The 14,328-nt window shown below is 68.1% G+C and carries 14 protein-coding genes; 3 read left to right on the top strand and 11 right to left on the bottom strand.

The features are described from left to right. Positions 1-76 precede the first annotated feature (76 nt). The gene (ychF, locus tag AC6I9V_RS12880) at positions 77-1,162 is read right to left on the bottom strand and encodes a redox-regulated ATPase YchF (protein WP_497899708.1); all 1,086 of its coding nucleotides are present in this window, start codon (positions 1,160-1,162) and stop codon (positions 77-79) included. A gap of 129 nt (positions 1,163-1,291) precedes the next feature. Here ychF and AC6I9V_RS12875 point away from each other — a divergent pair, with 129 nt between their 5' ends. Then, entirely contained in the window at positions 1,292-2,581 is a 1,290-nt protein-coding gene (locus AC6I9V_RS12875) for a DNA recombination protein RmuC (protein ID WP_497899707.1), read from the top strand. On the opposite strand, the gene AC6I9V_RS12870 is transcribed toward AC6I9V_RS12875, so the two are convergent. Both AC6I9V_RS12870 and AC6I9V_RS12865 read right to left on the bottom strand, forming a co-directional pair. Continuing rightward, complete coding sequence (locus tag AC6I9V_RS12870) at positions 2,578-3,669, bottom strand: 4-hydroxy-3-methylbut-2-enyl diphosphate reductase (RefSeq protein ID WP_349414657.1); 1,092 nt, start codon at positions 3,667-3,669, stop codon at positions 2,578-2,580. The two genes, AC6I9V_RS12875 and AC6I9V_RS12870, sit on opposite strands and share 4 nt — an antisense overlap. Positions 3,670-3,691: 22 nt before the next feature. Beyond that, entirely contained in the window at positions 3,692-4,549 is an 858-nt protein-coding gene (locus AC6I9V_RS12865) for a hypothetical protein (protein WP_497899706.1), read from the bottom strand. Positions 4,550-4,756: 207 nt separating this feature from the next. Here AC6I9V_RS12865 and xseA point away from each other — a divergent pair, with 207 nt between their 5' ends. Together xseA and AC6I9V_RS12855 are read left to right on the top strand one after the other, a co-directional pair. Further along, entirely contained in the window at positions 4,757-6,043 is a 1,287-nt protein-coding gene (gene xseA, locus AC6I9V_RS12860) for an exodeoxyribonuclease VII large subunit (RefSeq protein WP_497899705.1), read from the top strand. An 83-nt stretch (positions 6,044-6,126) separates the two neighbouring features. Then, positions 6,127-6,363, top strand: coding sequence for an exodeoxyribonuclease VII small subunit (locus tag AC6I9V_RS12855; RefSeq protein ID WP_497899704.1), 237 nt, complete (start codon positions 6,127-6,129; stop codon positions 6,361-6,363). A gap of 12 nt (positions 6,364-6,375) precedes the next feature. Here the strand turns inward: AC6I9V_RS12855 and AC6I9V_RS12850 are convergent, their stop codons facing one another. The 8 genes from AC6I9V_RS12850 to AC6I9V_RS12815 all read right to left on the bottom strand — a co-directional run bounded on the left by AC6I9V_RS12850 (position 6,376) and on the right by AC6I9V_RS12815 (position 14,264). Beyond that, positions 6,376-7,230, bottom strand: a complete 855-nt coding sequence (locus tag AC6I9V_RS12850; RefSeq protein WP_497899703.1) for a polyphosphate kinase 2 family protein — start codon at positions 7,228-7,230, stop codon at positions 6,376-6,378. A 69-nt stretch (positions 7,231-7,299) separates the two neighbouring features. Beyond that, on the bottom strand, positions 7,300-8,520 hold the full coding sequence (locus tag AC6I9V_RS12845) for a pyridoxal phosphate-dependent aminotransferase (protein ID WP_497899702.1): 1,221 nt from the start codon (positions 8,518-8,520) through the stop codon (positions 7,300-7,302). Positions 8,521-8,687: 167 nt separating this feature from the next. Next, positions 8,688-9,650 carry an ABC transporter substrate-binding protein gene (locus tag AC6I9V_RS12840; RefSeq protein WP_497899701.1) on the bottom strand — a complete coding sequence of 321 codons (963 nt, stop codon included), beginning with the start codon at positions 9,648-9,650 and terminating at the stop codon, positions 8,688-8,690. Continuing rightward, on the bottom strand, positions 9,647-10,393 hold the full coding sequence (locus AC6I9V_RS12835; RefSeq protein WP_497899700.1) for an ABC transporter permease: 747 nt from the start codon (positions 10,391-10,393) through the stop codon (positions 9,647-9,649). Before AC6I9V_RS12835 ends, AC6I9V_RS12840 begins: the two co-directional genes overlap by 4 nt. Then, positions 10,390-11,100: an ABC transporter permease gene (locus AC6I9V_RS12830; protein WP_497899699.1), complete on the bottom strand. Its 711-nt coding sequence runs from the start codon at positions 11,098-11,100 to the stop codon at positions 10,390-10,392. The genes AC6I9V_RS12835 and AC6I9V_RS12830 overlap by 4 nt, the downstream gene beginning before the upstream one ends. Next, positions 11,100-12,197: an ABC transporter ATP-binding protein gene (locus AC6I9V_RS12825; protein ID WP_497899698.1), complete on the bottom strand. Its 1,098-nt coding sequence runs from the start codon at positions 12,195-12,197 to the stop codon at positions 11,100-11,102. The genes AC6I9V_RS12830 and AC6I9V_RS12825 overlap by 1 nt, the downstream gene beginning before the upstream one ends. Positions 12,198-12,422: 225 nt before the next feature. Then, positions 12,423-13,571, bottom strand: a complete 1,149-nt coding sequence (gene rsgA / locus AC6I9V_RS12820; RefSeq protein ID WP_497899697.1) for a ribosome small subunit-dependent GTPase A — start codon at positions 13,569-13,571, stop codon at positions 12,423-12,425. A 240-nt stretch (positions 13,572-13,811) separates the two neighbouring features. Further along, entirely contained in the window at positions 13,812-14,264 is a 453-nt protein-coding gene (locus tag AC6I9V_RS12815) for an NUDIX hydrolase (RefSeq protein WP_497899696.1), read from the bottom strand. Between the last annotated feature and the right edge of the window lie 64 nt (positions 14,265-14,328).

Here is a 14,328-nt window from a genome sequence, read left to right as displayed (position 1 = left end):
CTCCGCAAAAAGCGAATGGCCGCTGAGAACACGTGTTCTCAGCGGCCATCGCAAAAGGTTTCAGGGAGGTCAGGACCTACACGTTGAAGCGGAACTCAACCACGTCGCCGTCGGCCATAACGTATTCCTTGCCTTCGATCCGGACCTTGCCGCGGGCCTTTGCCTCGGCCATGGAGCCGGCCTCGATCAGGTCGTCGAAGGAGACCACCTCGGCCTTGATGAAGCCGCGCTGGAAGTCGGAGTGGATGACCCCGGCGGCCTGGGGAGCCGTGTCGCCCTGGTGGATGGTCCAGGCGCGGGTTTCCTTGGGACCGGCGGTCAGGTAGGTCTGCAGCCCCAACGTGTGGAACCCGACCCGGGCCAGCTGGTCGAGGCCGGACTCGTCCTGGCCGTTCATCTCCAGCATTTCGCGCGCCTCGTCCTCGTCCAGATCAACAAGGTCCGACTCGAGCTTGGCGTCAAGGAAAATCGCGTCCGCCGGGGCCACCATGGCACGCAGTTCCTCCTGCTTCTCCGGGCTGCCCAGGATTCCCTCGTCCGCATTGAAGACGTAGATCACGGGTTTGGCGGTCAGGAGGCCGAGCTCCTTGAGGTGCTCCATTTCCAGCTTGTCGCTCTTGGCCGAGGAGAAGATGGTGTCGCCGCGCTCCAGCACAACCTGCGCGGCCTTGATGGCAGCCAGCTCCGCCGCTTCCCGCTTCTTGATCTTGACTTCTTTTTCGATCCGGGGAATGGCGTTCTCGATGGTCTGCAGGTCGGCCAGGATCAGCTCGGTGTTGATGATCTCCATATCCGAACGGGGATCCACCTTGCCGTCGACGTGGATGACGTCGGGGTCGTCGAACACGCGGATGACCTGCGCGATGGCCTGGGCCTCACGGATGTTGGCGAGGAACTTGTTGCCCAGGCCCTCGCCCTCCGAAGCACCCTTGACAATCCCGGCGATGTCCACGAAGGACACCGGAGCGGGCAGCAGCCGCTGCGAGCCGAAGATCTCGGCCAACTTGGCGAGCCGCGGATCGGGCAGGTTCACGACGCCGACGTTCGGCTCGATCGTGGCGAACGGGTAGTTCGCCGCGAGCACCTGGTTGCGGGTCAGTGCGTTGAAAAGAGTTGATTTGCCGACGTTGGGCAGTCCGACGATGCCAATAGTAAGAGCCACGAGTATTGATTCTACCGGTAAACGGCCCTGGCCCCTGCGGCGGCGGGCCCGGTCCGCCGTCGGCGCTCCGAGGCGCCCGTCCGGTGCGCCACCGGCAAAACTGTCAGAGCCGCGTGCCAGAGTGAAGACATGGACGCTTTCGCACTTATTCTTGCCCTGCTGATGCTGCTGATCGGCGCCGTGGCCGGTGCCGCCTTCACCTTTGTGGTCTCACGCCGCCGGAGTTCGGCCCTCGAAGAGGACTTCGACGGCGTTTCCGCGCGCCTGGCCGAGGTCAGTGCCCAGTTCGCCGCCGCCGACGCCGAACGCCGCCTGCTCGCGGCACAGAACCGGGAGCTGGGCGACGCCCGGACCCAGGATGGCAGCGTGCTGCGCGCGCTGGCCCCCGTGGCCGAAAAACTCACCGCGGTCCAGCAACAGGTCTCGCTGCTGGAGCGGGACCGGCTGGAACAGTACGGCCAGCTGGCCCAGCAGCTGCAGGAAGCCAGGCTCTCGGACGAGCAGCTGCTGCGGTCAACGCACGCGCTCGAATCGGCGCTGCGGTCCAACAGCGCGCGAGGCCAGTGGGGCGAAGTCCAGCTGCGCCGTGTGGTGGAGGCCGCAGGCATGCTGCGGCACGTCGACTTCCACGAGCAGCTGCACAGTTCCGGCTCCGACACCACCGTCCGGCCCGACCTCGTGGTGCAGCTCCCCGGCGACAAGCAGCTCGTGGTGGATGCCAAAGTGCCGCTGACGGCGTACCTCGAGGCACAGGAGCTGGGCTCCCCCGCCGGCGGCCGCGCCCCCGGGTCGGTTTCGCTGAACGGCCAGCAGGCGCTGCTGGCCACCCACGCGAAGGCGCTGAAAGCCCACGTTGATGCGCTGAGCAACAAGAAGTACTGGGACATTCCCGGCAACGCCCCGGAACTGGTGGTCTGCTTCCTGCCCGCCGAGTCGATCCTCGCGGCCGCACTGACAGCGGATCCGGCCCTGCTGGACTACGCCCTGTCCAGGAACGTCGTGCTTGCCTCGCCCGGGACGCTGCTGGCGGTCCTCAAGTCGGTGGCGTTCACCTGGCGGCAGGACGTGCTGACGGACAGCGCCCGGGAGCTCTTCGAACTGGCTCAGCAGCTCTACGAGCGGATGGGAACCCTGGGCGACAACGTCTCCAAGCTGGGCTCATCGCTGAAGACCTCGGTGGACCGCTACAACTCCCTGGTTGGCACGTTGGAGGCCCGGGTGCTCCCCACCGCGCGCAAGCTCAACGCCCTGGACGTGGCCAGCCTCGCGACGCCGGTCACGGTCGAGGCCACGCCGCGCTCAGTGGCCGCGCCCGAATTGCAGCAGGGCATCACCGCCGGGAACGCCGGCGTCGAACGTCCCGGCGTCGAACTTGCCGGCGATGAAGGTGACGGGGAGTCGGAAGAGTCGGCCGCCTAGGGCCGTTCGGCGGGGCGTGCTCCGCGGCCGCCCAGGGCGCGGGAGACATCCCCGGCCTGCTTCAGGGTGGCGCGGAGTTCCTTCGGCAGCGAGAACAGCAGGTCTTCCTCGGCCGTGACGACTTCCTCGACGGTGCCGTAGCCGTAGTCGGCCAGGAGCCGGAGCACGTCCTTCACCAGCACCTCGGGCACGGAGGCGCCCGAAGTCACGCCGACGGTGGCGACGCCCTCGAACCAGGATTCGTCCACCTCGTTGGCGAAATCCACCCGGTAGGAGGCCTTGGCCCCGTACTCCAGGGCAACTTCCACGAGGCGCACGGAGTTCGAGGAGTTGGCCGAACCAACCACAATCACGAGGTCTGCCTGCGGCGAGATTTTCTTGATGGCCACCTGGCGGTTCGTGGTCGCGTAGCAGATGTCGTCGCTGGGCGGGTCCTGCAGGGTGGGGAACCGCTCCTTGAGCAGGCGCACGGTTTCCATGGTTTCGTCCACGCTGAGGGTGGTCTGCGAGAGCCAAATGACCTTTTCCGGGTCGCGGACCGTCACCTTGTCCACCTCGTGCGGGCCGTTGATGATCTGGATGTGCTCGGGTGCCTCGCCGGCGGTCCCTTCGACTTCCTCGTGGCCGTCGTGGCCGATCAGCAGGATGTCGAAGTCGTCCTTGGCAAAGCGGACAGCTTCTTTGTGCACCTTGGTCACCAGCGGGCAGGTGGCGTCGATGGTCCGCAGGCCGCGGTCCTCGGCGGACTGCACAACCGCTGGCGAGACGCCGTGGGCCGAGAAGATCACCAGGGCCCCTTCGGGAACCTCATCGGTCTCGTCGACGAAGATCGCGCCCTTTTCCTCGAGGGAGCTCACCACGTGGACGTTGTGGACGATCTGCTTGCGGACGTAGACGGGCGGGCCGTAGTGCTCCAGCGCCTTTTCCACGGCAATCACGGCACGGTCGACGCCGGCACAGTAGCCGCGCGGCGCCGCCAGGAGCACCTTCTTCGCCCCGGTCACGGGGGCTGCCGCCAGCACTTCCTCCGGGGATCGCCGACGGCGCGGAACGGAGGGCATCGGGATGGATACAGCGGTGGAGGTCATGCCACAATGCTACCGGTGTTCGTTATTGCCCGGTGTTTGGGGCCCGGCGGTGCCCGGCTACCCGGAGCACGATCCCGGCGACCAGCAGAAACGCCCCCGCCACGAGTGCCACCACAATCCATTGTCCGAAGCCTGCCAGGGAGGCGGCCACGAACTCGCTTTTGAAAGTCTCGGCCACATCGTTGCCGCTGCGGGTCCCCAGAACCGCCTGGCCTGCAGCGTCCGCGCCGACCTTCCACACCGCGGCCAGGACGAGGGCGCCCAGGCCGGTTCCGGCCAGGACCGTCCACTTCCGCCGCGCGGCGACGAACGCCAGAATGAACGCGATGGCCGAGCCCACGGCCACGGCCGAGCCCATCGGCGCGTAGGCGGAAACCCGTTCGATCAGCTGGCGCTGGTTCGACTGGCCGATGCCGATCCGCACCGTCTCCGGCGCTTTCAACGGTACGGGCGAGGACTCCGAAACCCGCTTGACCACCAGCCCCACCAGCGGGGCGACGTCCAGGGTCAGGGAGGTGGCGCCGTCGACGTTCGGCGGTAGGGTGCGCGGATCGGCGAAGCTAAGCCGGTGGCTCCGGCGCAGCGTCTCGGCCCAGGCGTCGGAGTATCCGGGCATGGACGTCATCGACTGCGCGGCGTCCTCCAGAATCGGCTTCACCACATTGGCGAGGGCGTCCGGAAACTGGTCCCCGAAGCCGATGCCGCTCACGGCGGCGGTGGCCAGCCGCTTCTGGAAGGCCGGGTCCTTGCCGAGCGGTGCGGTGAGCGCCACGAACCCGTCCTCCTGGACGAGGTTGCGGTCCACCCACATGGCCGGGACGGCGGCGGCGGCCATGGCAAGGCCGATCAGCACGGCGATGGCCGAGACAAAAGTGCGCACGAAAATCTCCTGGAGGGGTTGGGAGTAGTGCCATCCTACGGGGGCGTTTCGGCGAACCGGAAAGCGGTGGCTAAAACGTCCGGCCCTGCTGGTACAGCTATGGATAGAGTTGACGCAGATCCCGCCTCCATCAAAGGACCCCGCACCACATGCACGAGCACCCGGACCAGCAACTGCACCAGGCACACGCCGCCGGCGGTCACCGGCATGTCTGAGGAGACCGCCGCGGCGACCACCCTGCCGGCCACCGCGGCAGGTACCAGCCCGGACAATCCGTGGCCCCTGCAGTTGCTCTCGCAGAAGCTCAAGGGGTACATCGACCGGGCGCCCTCGGCCTGGGTGGAAGGCCAGGTCATCGAGCTCAACCGGCGCGGCACCAACGCCTACCTCACGCTGCGCGACATTGATGCGGAGATTTCCCTCCCCGCGTCGGTCTGGACCAATGTCCTGGACCGCCAGGCCACGCCCTTGGAGCGCGGCTCCCGCGTGGTGGCCCTGATCAAGGCCGAGTTCTGGCTGAAGACGGGCCGGCTGAACATGTCTGTCAAGGACATCCGGCCGGTGGGGCTCGGCGATCTGCTGGCCCGGATTGAACGGCTGCGCCAGGCCCTCGCGGCGGAGGGGCTCTTCGCCGACTCCCGCAAGAAGCGCCTGCCCCTGCTCCCCCACCGGATCGGCCTGATTACCGGGCGCGACTCCGATGCGAAGAAGGACGTCCTCCGCAACGCGGCGCTCCGCTGGCCCGCCGTCGAATTCGAAATCCGCGAGGTGGCCGTGCAGGGCAATACCGCCGTGGCCCAGGTCATCGGCGCCCTGCGGGAACTGGATGCCCTTCCCGAAGTCGACGTCATTGTCATCGCCCGCGGCGGCGGCGCCCTGGAGGACCTGCTCCCCTTCAGCAGCGAGGAACTCATCCGGGCCGTCGCGGATGCGGCCACGCCGGTGGTCAGCGCGATCGGCCACGAAGCGGACCGGCCCATCCTCGACGACGTCGCGGACCTGCGCGCCTCGACGCCCACCGACGCCGCGAAGCGGATCGTGCCCGACGTGACGGAGGAGCTGGCCCGGGTCCGGCAGGCCCGCGACCAGCTGCGCCGCGGCGTCACCCGCCTGGTGGAGCGGGAAACGGACCGGCTCGCGTCGCTTCGCTCCCGCCCGGTGCTGGCGGCCCCGGAGGGCATGGTCACCGCCCGGCACGACGACGTCGAACGGCTCAAGGGCCGGGCGCACGCGGCGATCAACACCGCCGTCGTGCGGGCGGCCGACCAGCTGGTCCACCTCAAGGCGCAGATCCGCGCCCTCTCGCCGCAAAAGACGCTCGACCGGGGCTATGCCGTCGTCCAGCTCGACGACGGCACCACCACCCCGGGAACCCGGCACGAGGTGGTACGGCACCCCGACCAGGCACCGGCGGGCACGGCGTTGGCCGTGCGGGTGGCCGGCGGCAGGTTCACGGCCCAGTCCACCGGCGGCCAGCAGCCCGCCGACGGCTGACCGGCCCCGGCAATCCAGACAAACCCGACGTCCCGCGTCCTGGCCCGCACAGGCCCACGCGTGAACCAGAAAAGGAGCACCACATGGCAACAGAGAACGCAGCAACCCCGGACACCGACCTTGACGCCCTGAGCTACGAAGAAGCGCGCGAACAGCTTGTGGGTGTGGTCGGCAAGCTGGAGGCCGGCGGCGCCAGCCTCGAGGAATCCCTTGCCCTCTGGGAACGCGGGGAAGCCCTCGCGAAGCGCTGCGAGCAGTGGCTCGAGGGTGCCCGCAAGCGGCTCGCCGCAGCCCGGGACCAGGCCGCCCAGGAAAACTGAGCGGAGCGCCGGTTAGGAGCGCCGCACCAGCTCCTGCTCCATCTCGACGTCGAGTTCCGGGACGGGCCACTCAAGCGCCATCCCTTCGAGTGCGTCCAGGAGCAGCTGCTGGACGGCAATCCGGGCGAACCACTTCTTGTTCGCCGGAACCACGTGCCAGGGCGCCAGCTCCGAGCTGGTCTGCTCAAACGCGGCCTGGTAGGCGTCCATGTAGTCCTCCCAGAAGGCCCTTTCCTTGAGGTCGTTCCCGCTGTATTTCCACCGTTTCGCGGGATCCTCGAGCCGGGCCAGCAGGCGTTCCTGCTGTTCGTCGCGGCTGATGTGCAGCATGACCTTGACGATTTTCGTTCCGGCGGCGGTTTGCCGGGCTTCGAACTCGTTGATGGCCCGGTAGCGGCGCTCGAGTTCCTCGGCGTCGGCCCAACGGTGCACCCGGTGGATCAGGACGTCCTCGTAGTGCGAGCGGTCGAAGACCCCCACCATGCCGGCCGCGGGAACTTCCTTTTCGATCCGCCAGAGGAAGTCGTAGGACTGCTCCTCGGGGGTGGGCGCCTTGAATGACTTCAACTGCACGCCCTGCGGGTTCATCTGGCCCATGACGTGGTTGACGATCCCGCCCTTGCCGGCGGTGTCCATCGCCTGCAGGACCAGCAGCACGCGCTTTTTCCCGCCGATCCGGGACTCCGCGAAGAGCTGCTCCTGGAGGTTGGTGAGCTTGCCGTCGAGTTCGCTGAGCAGCTTCTCACCTTCGGCCTTGTCGCCGGCGTAGCCCGGCGTGGAGCCGGGATCGACGTCGCCGAGCTTGAACTTCTTCCCTGCTTTCAGGGTGTCAGCCGGGTGTTCGTCGAAGTTCACGACATCTGCCATCAAAGCCTCTTTCCGGTTCGGGCAGCCCGCCCGCCGGACGTCCGTCCCGCAGCGCTGCTGTCCCGAATCCTAGTTGCCCTGGTACCGGCTCAGGAAGTCCGCCATGCGGTTGATCGCTTCTTCCAGGTCCTTGACGTTCGGCAGGGTCACCATCCGGAAGTGGTCCGGCCGGACCCAGTTGAAGGCGCGGCCGTGGGAGACCAGGATCTTCTGCTGGCGGAGCAGGTCCAGGACGAACTTCTCGTCATCGCGGATGTGGTAGACCTCGGGGTCCAGCTTCGGGAACAGATACATCGCGCCCCGGGCCTGCTGGGTGCTGACGCCCGGGATCGCGTTCAGCATGTCGTAGGCCTTGTTCCGCTGCTCCAGCAGCCGGCCGCCCGGCAGGATCAGGTCGTTGATGCTCTGGTAGCCGCCCAGGGCCGTCTGGATGGCGTGCTGCGCCGGCACGTTGGCGCACAGCCGCATATTGGCCAGCAGGTTGATGCCCTCGAGGTAGTCGGCGGCTTCCTTCTTGGGACCGGAGATGGCCATCCAGCCGGCCCGGTAGCCGCAGACCCGGTAGGCCTTGGACAGCCCGCTGAAGGTCAGGCAGAGCACGTCGTCGCCGGTGAGGCTGGCCATGTTCACGTGCACGGCGTCCTCGTAGAGGATCTTCTCGTAGATCTCGTCGGCGAACAGGACCAGGCCGTGCTTTTCGGCCAGCGCCACGATCTTCTTGAGCGTTTCCTCGGGGTAGACGGCACCGGTGGGATTGTTGGGGTTGATCACCACGATGCCCTTGGTGCGCGGCGTGATCTTCGCTTCGAGATCCTCGAGGTCGGGCTGCCAGCCGGATTCCTCGTCGCAGAGGTAGTGCACGGGCTTCCCGCCGGCCAGGGCCACCGAGGCCGTCCAGAGCGGGTAGTCCGGGGTGGGGATGAGGACCTCGTCGCCGTCGTCCAGCAGGGCCATCAGCGACATGGTGATGAGCTCGCTGACGCCGTTGCCGAGGTAGATGTCGTCGACGTGGATGTTCTGGATCCCGCGGGTCTGGTAGTACTGCGAGACGGCGGTGCGGGCGGAGAAGATGCCGCGGGAGTCGCTGTAGCCCTGGGCGTGCGGCAGGTGGCGGATCATGTCCACCAGGATCGCGTCCGGCGCTTCGAACCCGAACGGGGCCGGGTTTCCGATGTTCAGTTTGAGGATGCGGTGGCCCTCTGCCTCCATCTGCTGGGCGGCCTGAAGAATCGGTCCACGGATGTCGTAGAGGACATTATGAAGCTTGGTGGACTGCTTGAATTCTGCCATTCATCAAATATGCCATATGGCGGATGTACTTCCGTTGAGACTTGTCTCACAGCGGAAGCCCGCGTCATACGGCCGTCCCTCCGGCGGGATGGGGACACCACGACGGCGGCTGCCGGACCGGGCGATCCGGGTCCGGCGGCCGCCGTCGGATGGTCAGAAACTCCGGTCTACTTGACCAGGCCCTTGTCCTTGAGCCACGCTGCCGCGGCGTCCTTCGGGTTCTGCTTCTGGCTGCCGCCCACCGCGCGGTTGAGGTTGATCAGGTCCTCGGTAGTGAGCAGCTTGGAGACGGCGTTCAGGGCCTCCTTGGCCTTGTCCGTCATTTTGGCCTTGTTGTACAGCGGCAGGACCTGCTGGGCGATGAAGTTGTTCTTCGGGTCCTCCAGCACCACCAGGTCGTTGTCCGCGATGGCCGGGGTGGTGGTGTAGATGTCGGCCACCTGGACCTGGTCCGAGAGCAGGGCCTTGACGGTGACCGGGCCGCCGCCGTCGCTGAAGGGTTCGAGCTTCTTGGGCTCGCAGTTGTAGTTCTTCTTCAGGCCCGGCAGCCCGTAGGCGCGTTCGGCGAAGGTGGCCGGGGCGCCGACCACGATCTCGCTGCAGACCTTGGCCAGGTCCTCGATGGACTTCAGCTTGTACTTCTCCGCGGTGGCCTTGGTGACCACCATGGCGTCCTTGTCTTCGGCCTTGGCCGCATCCAGCACGGCGAGTCCGTCGGGGAGCTTGCCCGGCAGCGCCTTGGCGATGTCGGCGGCGGAGATCTCGGTGGCGGCCTTGTTGACGTGCAGCAGCAGGTTGCCGCTGTAGTCGGGGATCACGTCGACGGAGCCGTCCTGCACGGCCTTGAAGTAGACCTCACGCGAACCGATGTTCGGCTTAGTGCTGGCGGTGACGCCGGCGGCGTTGAGCGCCCCGGCGTAGAGCTCGGCGATGATCTGGCTCTCGGTGAAGTCGGCCGAACCGATCACGAGGGCGCCGCCGGCGCCGCCGGAAGAACCGCCGCTGGCAGGTGCCGACGACAGTGGGTTGGACGAGCCCCCGCACGCGGACAGGGCCAGGGCCAGGCCGACGCCGGCGGCCAAGCCGCCGAATGCGCGCCTGGCGAATGCAGGTTGGCGGTTTTCCTTCATGACGTACCTCCTTGAACAACAGCCTCCGCGGTCGCGGGGTCTGTGAGATGTACCGCGGCCTGCTGGCTGCGGTTCGGTTTGCGGGCGGCCCCGCGGGTGAGGAAGAGCCGCTGGAACAGGACAAGCACCAGGTCGACGGCGATCGCGAGCCCTGCGATGAGCAGCGAGCCGCCGAGCATCTGCGGGAAGTCGGAGAGTACGAGGCCGTCAAAAAGGTACCGGCCGAGGCCGCCCAGGTTGATGTAGGCGACGACGGACACCGTGGCGATAACCTGCAGGACGCCGGTGCGGAACCCGCCGAACATGACCGGCAGCGCGTTGGGGAACTCGGCGCGGAACAGCACCTGCAGCTCGGTCATCCCCATGGCCCGGGCGGCGTCCACCACGTTCCGGTCCACGCTGGAGATTCCCGCGTACGTCCCGGCCAGCAGCGGCGGAACGGTCAGGATCACGAGCGCCCAGACCGGGGGCATCAGCCCGATGCCGGCCAGCAGGACAAAGAGCGTCAGCAGCCCGAGGGTCGGCAGCGCGCGGAGGGCACCGGCAAGGGCCACCACGGCCACCCGGCCCCGGCCGGTGTGGCCGACATAGAGGCCGATCGGCACCGCGATGGCGGCCGCGATCAGCATCACGAGCCCGGTGTACTGCAGGTGCTCGGCCAGCCGCACGGGGATACCGGCGCTGCCCGCCCAGTTTTCCGGGTCGGCCAGCCAGGCAAAGGTGTCGGTGAAGACGTCGCTCATGCTGACGCCCCCGCGGCAGATTCGGAAAGACGCCGGGCCGCGGCCGGCTCGCCGGGCTGGCCCGGCTTGCCGGCGCCGGCCCGGGTCCAGGGCGTCAGGATCCGTTCCAGCAGCACCAGCACGGCGTCCATCAGCAGCGCCAGCACCAGGATGGCGACAATCCCCACCAGCACCTCGGTGACGAAGTCGCGCTGCAGCCCGGAAGTGAAAAGCATGCCAAGATTCCCGATGCCGAGCAGGGCGGCGACACTGACCAGGGAGATGTTGCTCACCGAGACCACCCGGAGGCCGGCGAAGAGCACGGGCAGCGACAGCGGCAGGTCGATCTGCAGGAACCGGGCCAAGGGTTTGAATCCCATCGCGACGGCGGCCTGCTGCAGGTCCTCGTCCACCGAGTCGAAGGCATCCAGGGCGGCCCGGACCAGGAGCGCGACGGCATAGATGGTCAGGGCCACAACCACGTTGACCGGGTCCAGGATCCTGGTACCCAGCACGGTCGGCAGGATGATGAAGAGCGCCAGTGAGGGGATGGTGTAGAGCAGCGAGGAGGCGGTGAGGACCACGGTGCGCAGGGTCCGGTTCCGCCGGGCCAGCTGGGCCAGCGGGATGGAAATCAGCAGGCCGAAGATCATCGGCAGGACGGCCAGGACGAGGTGCTGGCCGGCGAGGCTGAAGACCTGCCCGCTGTTGGCCAGGAACCATTCCATCAGCGCGCGCCCTGCCGGACCCGGCGGTCCGCTTCGATCAGGGCGAGCACTTCCGCCGCCGTGATCACACCGGCCACCCTGCCGTCCGCGTCCACGGCGACGCCGAGTCCGGACGGCGAGGACAGGGCGGCGTCCAGTGCCCGGCGGAGGGTCTCGCCCTTGTGGAAGAGCGATCCGCCCGGGACGGTGGCCGGGCCGGCGCCCGGAGCGCTCCAGCCGAGCGGCCGGCGCTCGTCGTCGACCACAAGCTGCCATTCGTCCGCGTCCGGGCCGCCGCCGCGGGCGAGGTCGCCCGCGCGGACGGTGTGGACCGGGTGGACCGCGACGCCGTCGGACGGGCTGAACGCGAGGTGCCGGAAGCCCCGGTCGCGGCCCACAAAGGACGCAACAAAGTCGTTGGCCGGGGCGCGCAGGATCTCTTCCGGGGTGGCGTACTGTGCCAGCTTTCCGCCGGACGCGAAGACGGCCACCTTGTCCCCCAGCACGGTCGCCTCGTCGATGTCGTGGGTGACGAACACAATGGTCTTGGCCAGGTCGCGCTGCAGCCGGAGCAGTTCCTTCTGCAGTTCGTCGCGCACCACGGGGTCAACGGCGCTGAACGGTTCGTCCATCAGCAGCACGGGAGGGTCGGCGGCGAGCGCGCGCGCCACCCCGACGCGCTGCTGCTGGCCGCCGGACAGCTGGGAGGGGTAGCGCCGGCCGAGCCCGGCGGCGAGGCCGACGACGTCGAGCAGCTCCTGCGCGCGCTTGCGGGACGCCGCCTTGGACACGCCGTTGAGCCGCGGGACGGTGGCGATGTTGTCCAGGACAGAGCGGTGGGGCATCAGCCCGGAGGACTGCATGACGTAGCCCATCGAGCGGCGCAGCTGCGCGGCCGGCACGGTGGTGACGTCCCGTCCGTCCACGGTGATGGTGCCCGACGACGGCTCGACCATGCGGTTGATCATCCGCAGGGAGGTGGTCTTGCCGCAGCCGGACGGCCCGACGAAGACCGTGATGGCGCCCTTGTCGATAGACATGCTCAGATCGTCGACGGCGGCCTGGCCGCCCGGGTACTGCTTGGTGACGCTCTGGAACTCGATCATGGCCTCTGCCATTCCGGGCTTACCTAACTGTTGGCGGCAACATGGGACGGTCCAGCCAACTGATCATATGCATGCTGATTTTTAGCTGTAAAGCGGGTATGACCCAGCGTAGCTGGCGCCGCTGACCGACTCGGGGGAACGATTCGAAGAATCGGGTCCGATACGGCCAGCGGAGCCAGGGCTACCTGTGGCATTCGGCACCATTAGGGTTCCGGATGGGCCTGTTATTTCCGGCCGCTATTTGGCGCGGCCCTTCCCCTTTCCTTTGCCCCCTTCCCTGGCCCTGCGGGGCTGGTCGTGGCTGAGCCGTTCGGCGGCGCGCTGGCTCCGGCTGGCAACCACTACTTTCTGGTGCCACTCCCGCTGATAGGCCCGCCGGGCCGCCGCATCATGGCGCCGTTCCAATGCCGCCACTTCGCGTCGCATCTTGAGATAGCTCTCCCAGCGGCGGCCCTCCAGCTCGCCAGCCGCGAGGGCGGCTTGCACAGCGCAGCCGGGTTCGCGGCCGTGCGCGCAGTCAGCGAACCGGCACCGGGCGAATAGGTCCTCAAGGTCGCCGAAAACCTCGTCCAGGCCATCCTCGGCATCAAACAACCCGAAGCCGCGCACCCCGGGCGTGTCCATCAGCACCGCCCCGCCGGGCAGCGGCACCAGTTCCCGGGAGGTTGTGGTGTGCCTGCCCTTGCCGTCGCCTGCCCTCACCGCGCCCGTTTCCTGGGCCTCGAAGCCCACTAGCGCGTTGATCAGGGTGGACTTACCGGCGCCGGACGGGCCCAGCAACACGATGGTGCCGCCGGGCGGGAGATGCCCCAGCAGCTCATCGAGGCCGTCGCCGTGCTCGGCGCTGGTGGCGACCACCGCAACGCCGGCGGCCTGCAGCATAACCTGCCCGACGACGTCGTCCGCCACCTGCTTGAGGTCCGCTTTGGTGATCACCACCAGCGGGGTGGCGCCGGAATCCCAGGCCGCGACGAGTGTGCGCTCGAGCCTGTTGTGGGTCAGCGGGCGGTCCACAGGGACCACCACACCGACGAGGTCCATGTTGGCGCCGAGCACCTGCGCCTCGGAGGAGGCCTCGAAGGCGCGCTTGCGGCTCAGCTCCGACCGGCGCGGCAGCACGCCCAGGATGGCGGGCTCCCCGGCCTGGTTGCTGCCGAGCCAGACCCAGTCGCCGGTGGCCGGGACTGTCCCGGCCCGCGGGTAGGGCAGGTGCGACTGGCCGTTGTGGTCCGCCACCAGGACGAGGTTGCGGTCCACCCGCACCACCCGTCCGGCGCTAGTGCCGCCCGGGACGGGATGGGAGGAGAAAAGCTCCGTGACGGCGTCGGTGAAACCGAAACGGACCGGCCCTTGGAGAGCCGTTTGTTGACTGCGTTGAAGATTCAATGGAAACCCTTTGCTGGGCCCCGGAAAGTGCGCTGCCCGCTGCGGTCAGAGGGACCGGTCAGCTGTGGTGGGCTAGGAAGTGCGGACGTGCGGGGCAGGAACAATGAAGTGGTTTGAGGTTGTGCGCGGTGCGCGCAGATCCGTTGCAGTCATCACTTCCACCTCCCCGGCCGTCTGGCGGCCGTCCCGGCCGCGGTGTCTCCAGGCTAGCCGCCCGCACCGCGGGTGGCTAGCGTTTTGTCACGCCAGTTTGCCGTCCAGGGGCCGCTCGCGGTAGAGGCGGAGCCCGGCATCCACCAGCGAGACCCTGTTCAGGGCGGCCACCTCGGCCAGCGGGATCCAGGCCGCGTGGGTGGTGCTGCCGCCCACCTCGTGCCGGAGTTCGCCGCCGCTGACGCTCGCCTCGTAGACCAGCCGCAGCGACTGGAAGTCGCGCTGGCCGCCGTCGAGCCGGGTCTCTGCCGGCCAGTGTCCGACGTCGATCCCGAGCAGGGCGCCGATCCGCGCGTCGTAGCCGGTCTCCTCCTGGATCTCCCGGCGGCACCCGTCCACCGGATGCTCGGCGAGGTCCAGGCCGCCGCCGGGCAGGGTCCAGCCTTCGCGGCCGCTCTGCTTCCAGTACGCCAGCAGGAGGCTGTCGTCGCGGACAATGACTGCGTAGGCGGCCGGGCGGGTGTCGAATGGGAGGGTCATTGAACCAGCGTAACGGCGCAGCGCCGGCCCTGCCGGATCTCCCGTCCGGGCCCTAGAGTTTGAG

The sequence above is a fragment of the Arthrobacter sp. SlRoot2-15 genome (assembly GCF_059739345.1).
This window is presented reverse-complemented; position numbering and strand designations above follow the sequence as displayed.

Excerpts from the sequence above, each read along its gene's own strand:
- AC6I9V_RS12825 (WP_497899698.1), bottom strand. The coding sequence starts at position 12,197 with ATGGCAGAGGCCATGATCGAGTTCCAGAGCGTCACCAAGCAGTACCCG.
- AC6I9V_RS12855 (WP_497899704.1), top strand. The coding sequence starts at position 6,127 with ATGGCAACAGAGAACGCAGCAACCCCGGACACCGACCTTGACGCCCTG.
- AC6I9V_RS12840 (WP_497899701.1), bottom strand. The coding sequence starts at position 9,650 with ATGAAGGAAAACCGCCAACCTGCATTCGCCAGGCGCGCATTCGGCGGC.
- AC6I9V_RS12845 (WP_497899702.1), bottom strand. The coding sequence starts at position 8,520 with ATGGCAGAATTCAAGCAGTCCACCAAGCTTCATAATGTCCTCTACGAC.
- AC6I9V_RS12835 (WP_497899700.1), bottom strand. The coding sequence starts at position 10,393 with ATGAGCGACGTCTTCACCGACACCTTTGCCTGGCTGGCCGACCCGGAA.
- AC6I9V_RS12870 (WP_349414657.1), bottom strand. The coding sequence starts at position 3,669 with ATGACCTCCACCGCTGTATCCATCCCGATGCCCTCCGTTCCGCGCCGT.
- xseA (WP_497899705.1), top strand. The coding sequence starts at position 4,757 with ATGTCTGAGGAGACCGCCGCGGCGACCACCCTGCCGGCCACCGCGGCA.
- AC6I9V_RS12815 (WP_497899696.1), bottom strand. The coding sequence starts at position 14,264 with ATGACCCTCCCATTCGACACCCGCCCGGCCGCCTACGCAGTCATTGTC.
- AC6I9V_RS12830 (WP_497899699.1), bottom strand. The coding sequence starts at position 11,100 with ATGGAATGGTTCCTGGCCAACAGCGGGCAGGTCTTCAGCCTCGCCGGC.
- AC6I9V_RS12850 (WP_497899703.1), bottom strand. The coding sequence starts at position 7,230 with ATGGCAGATGTCGTGAACTTCGACGAACACCCGGCTGACACCCTGAAA.
- AC6I9V_RS12875 (WP_497899707.1), top strand. The coding sequence starts at position 1,292 with ATGGACGCTTTCGCACTTATTCTTGCCCTGCTGATGCTGCTGATCGGC.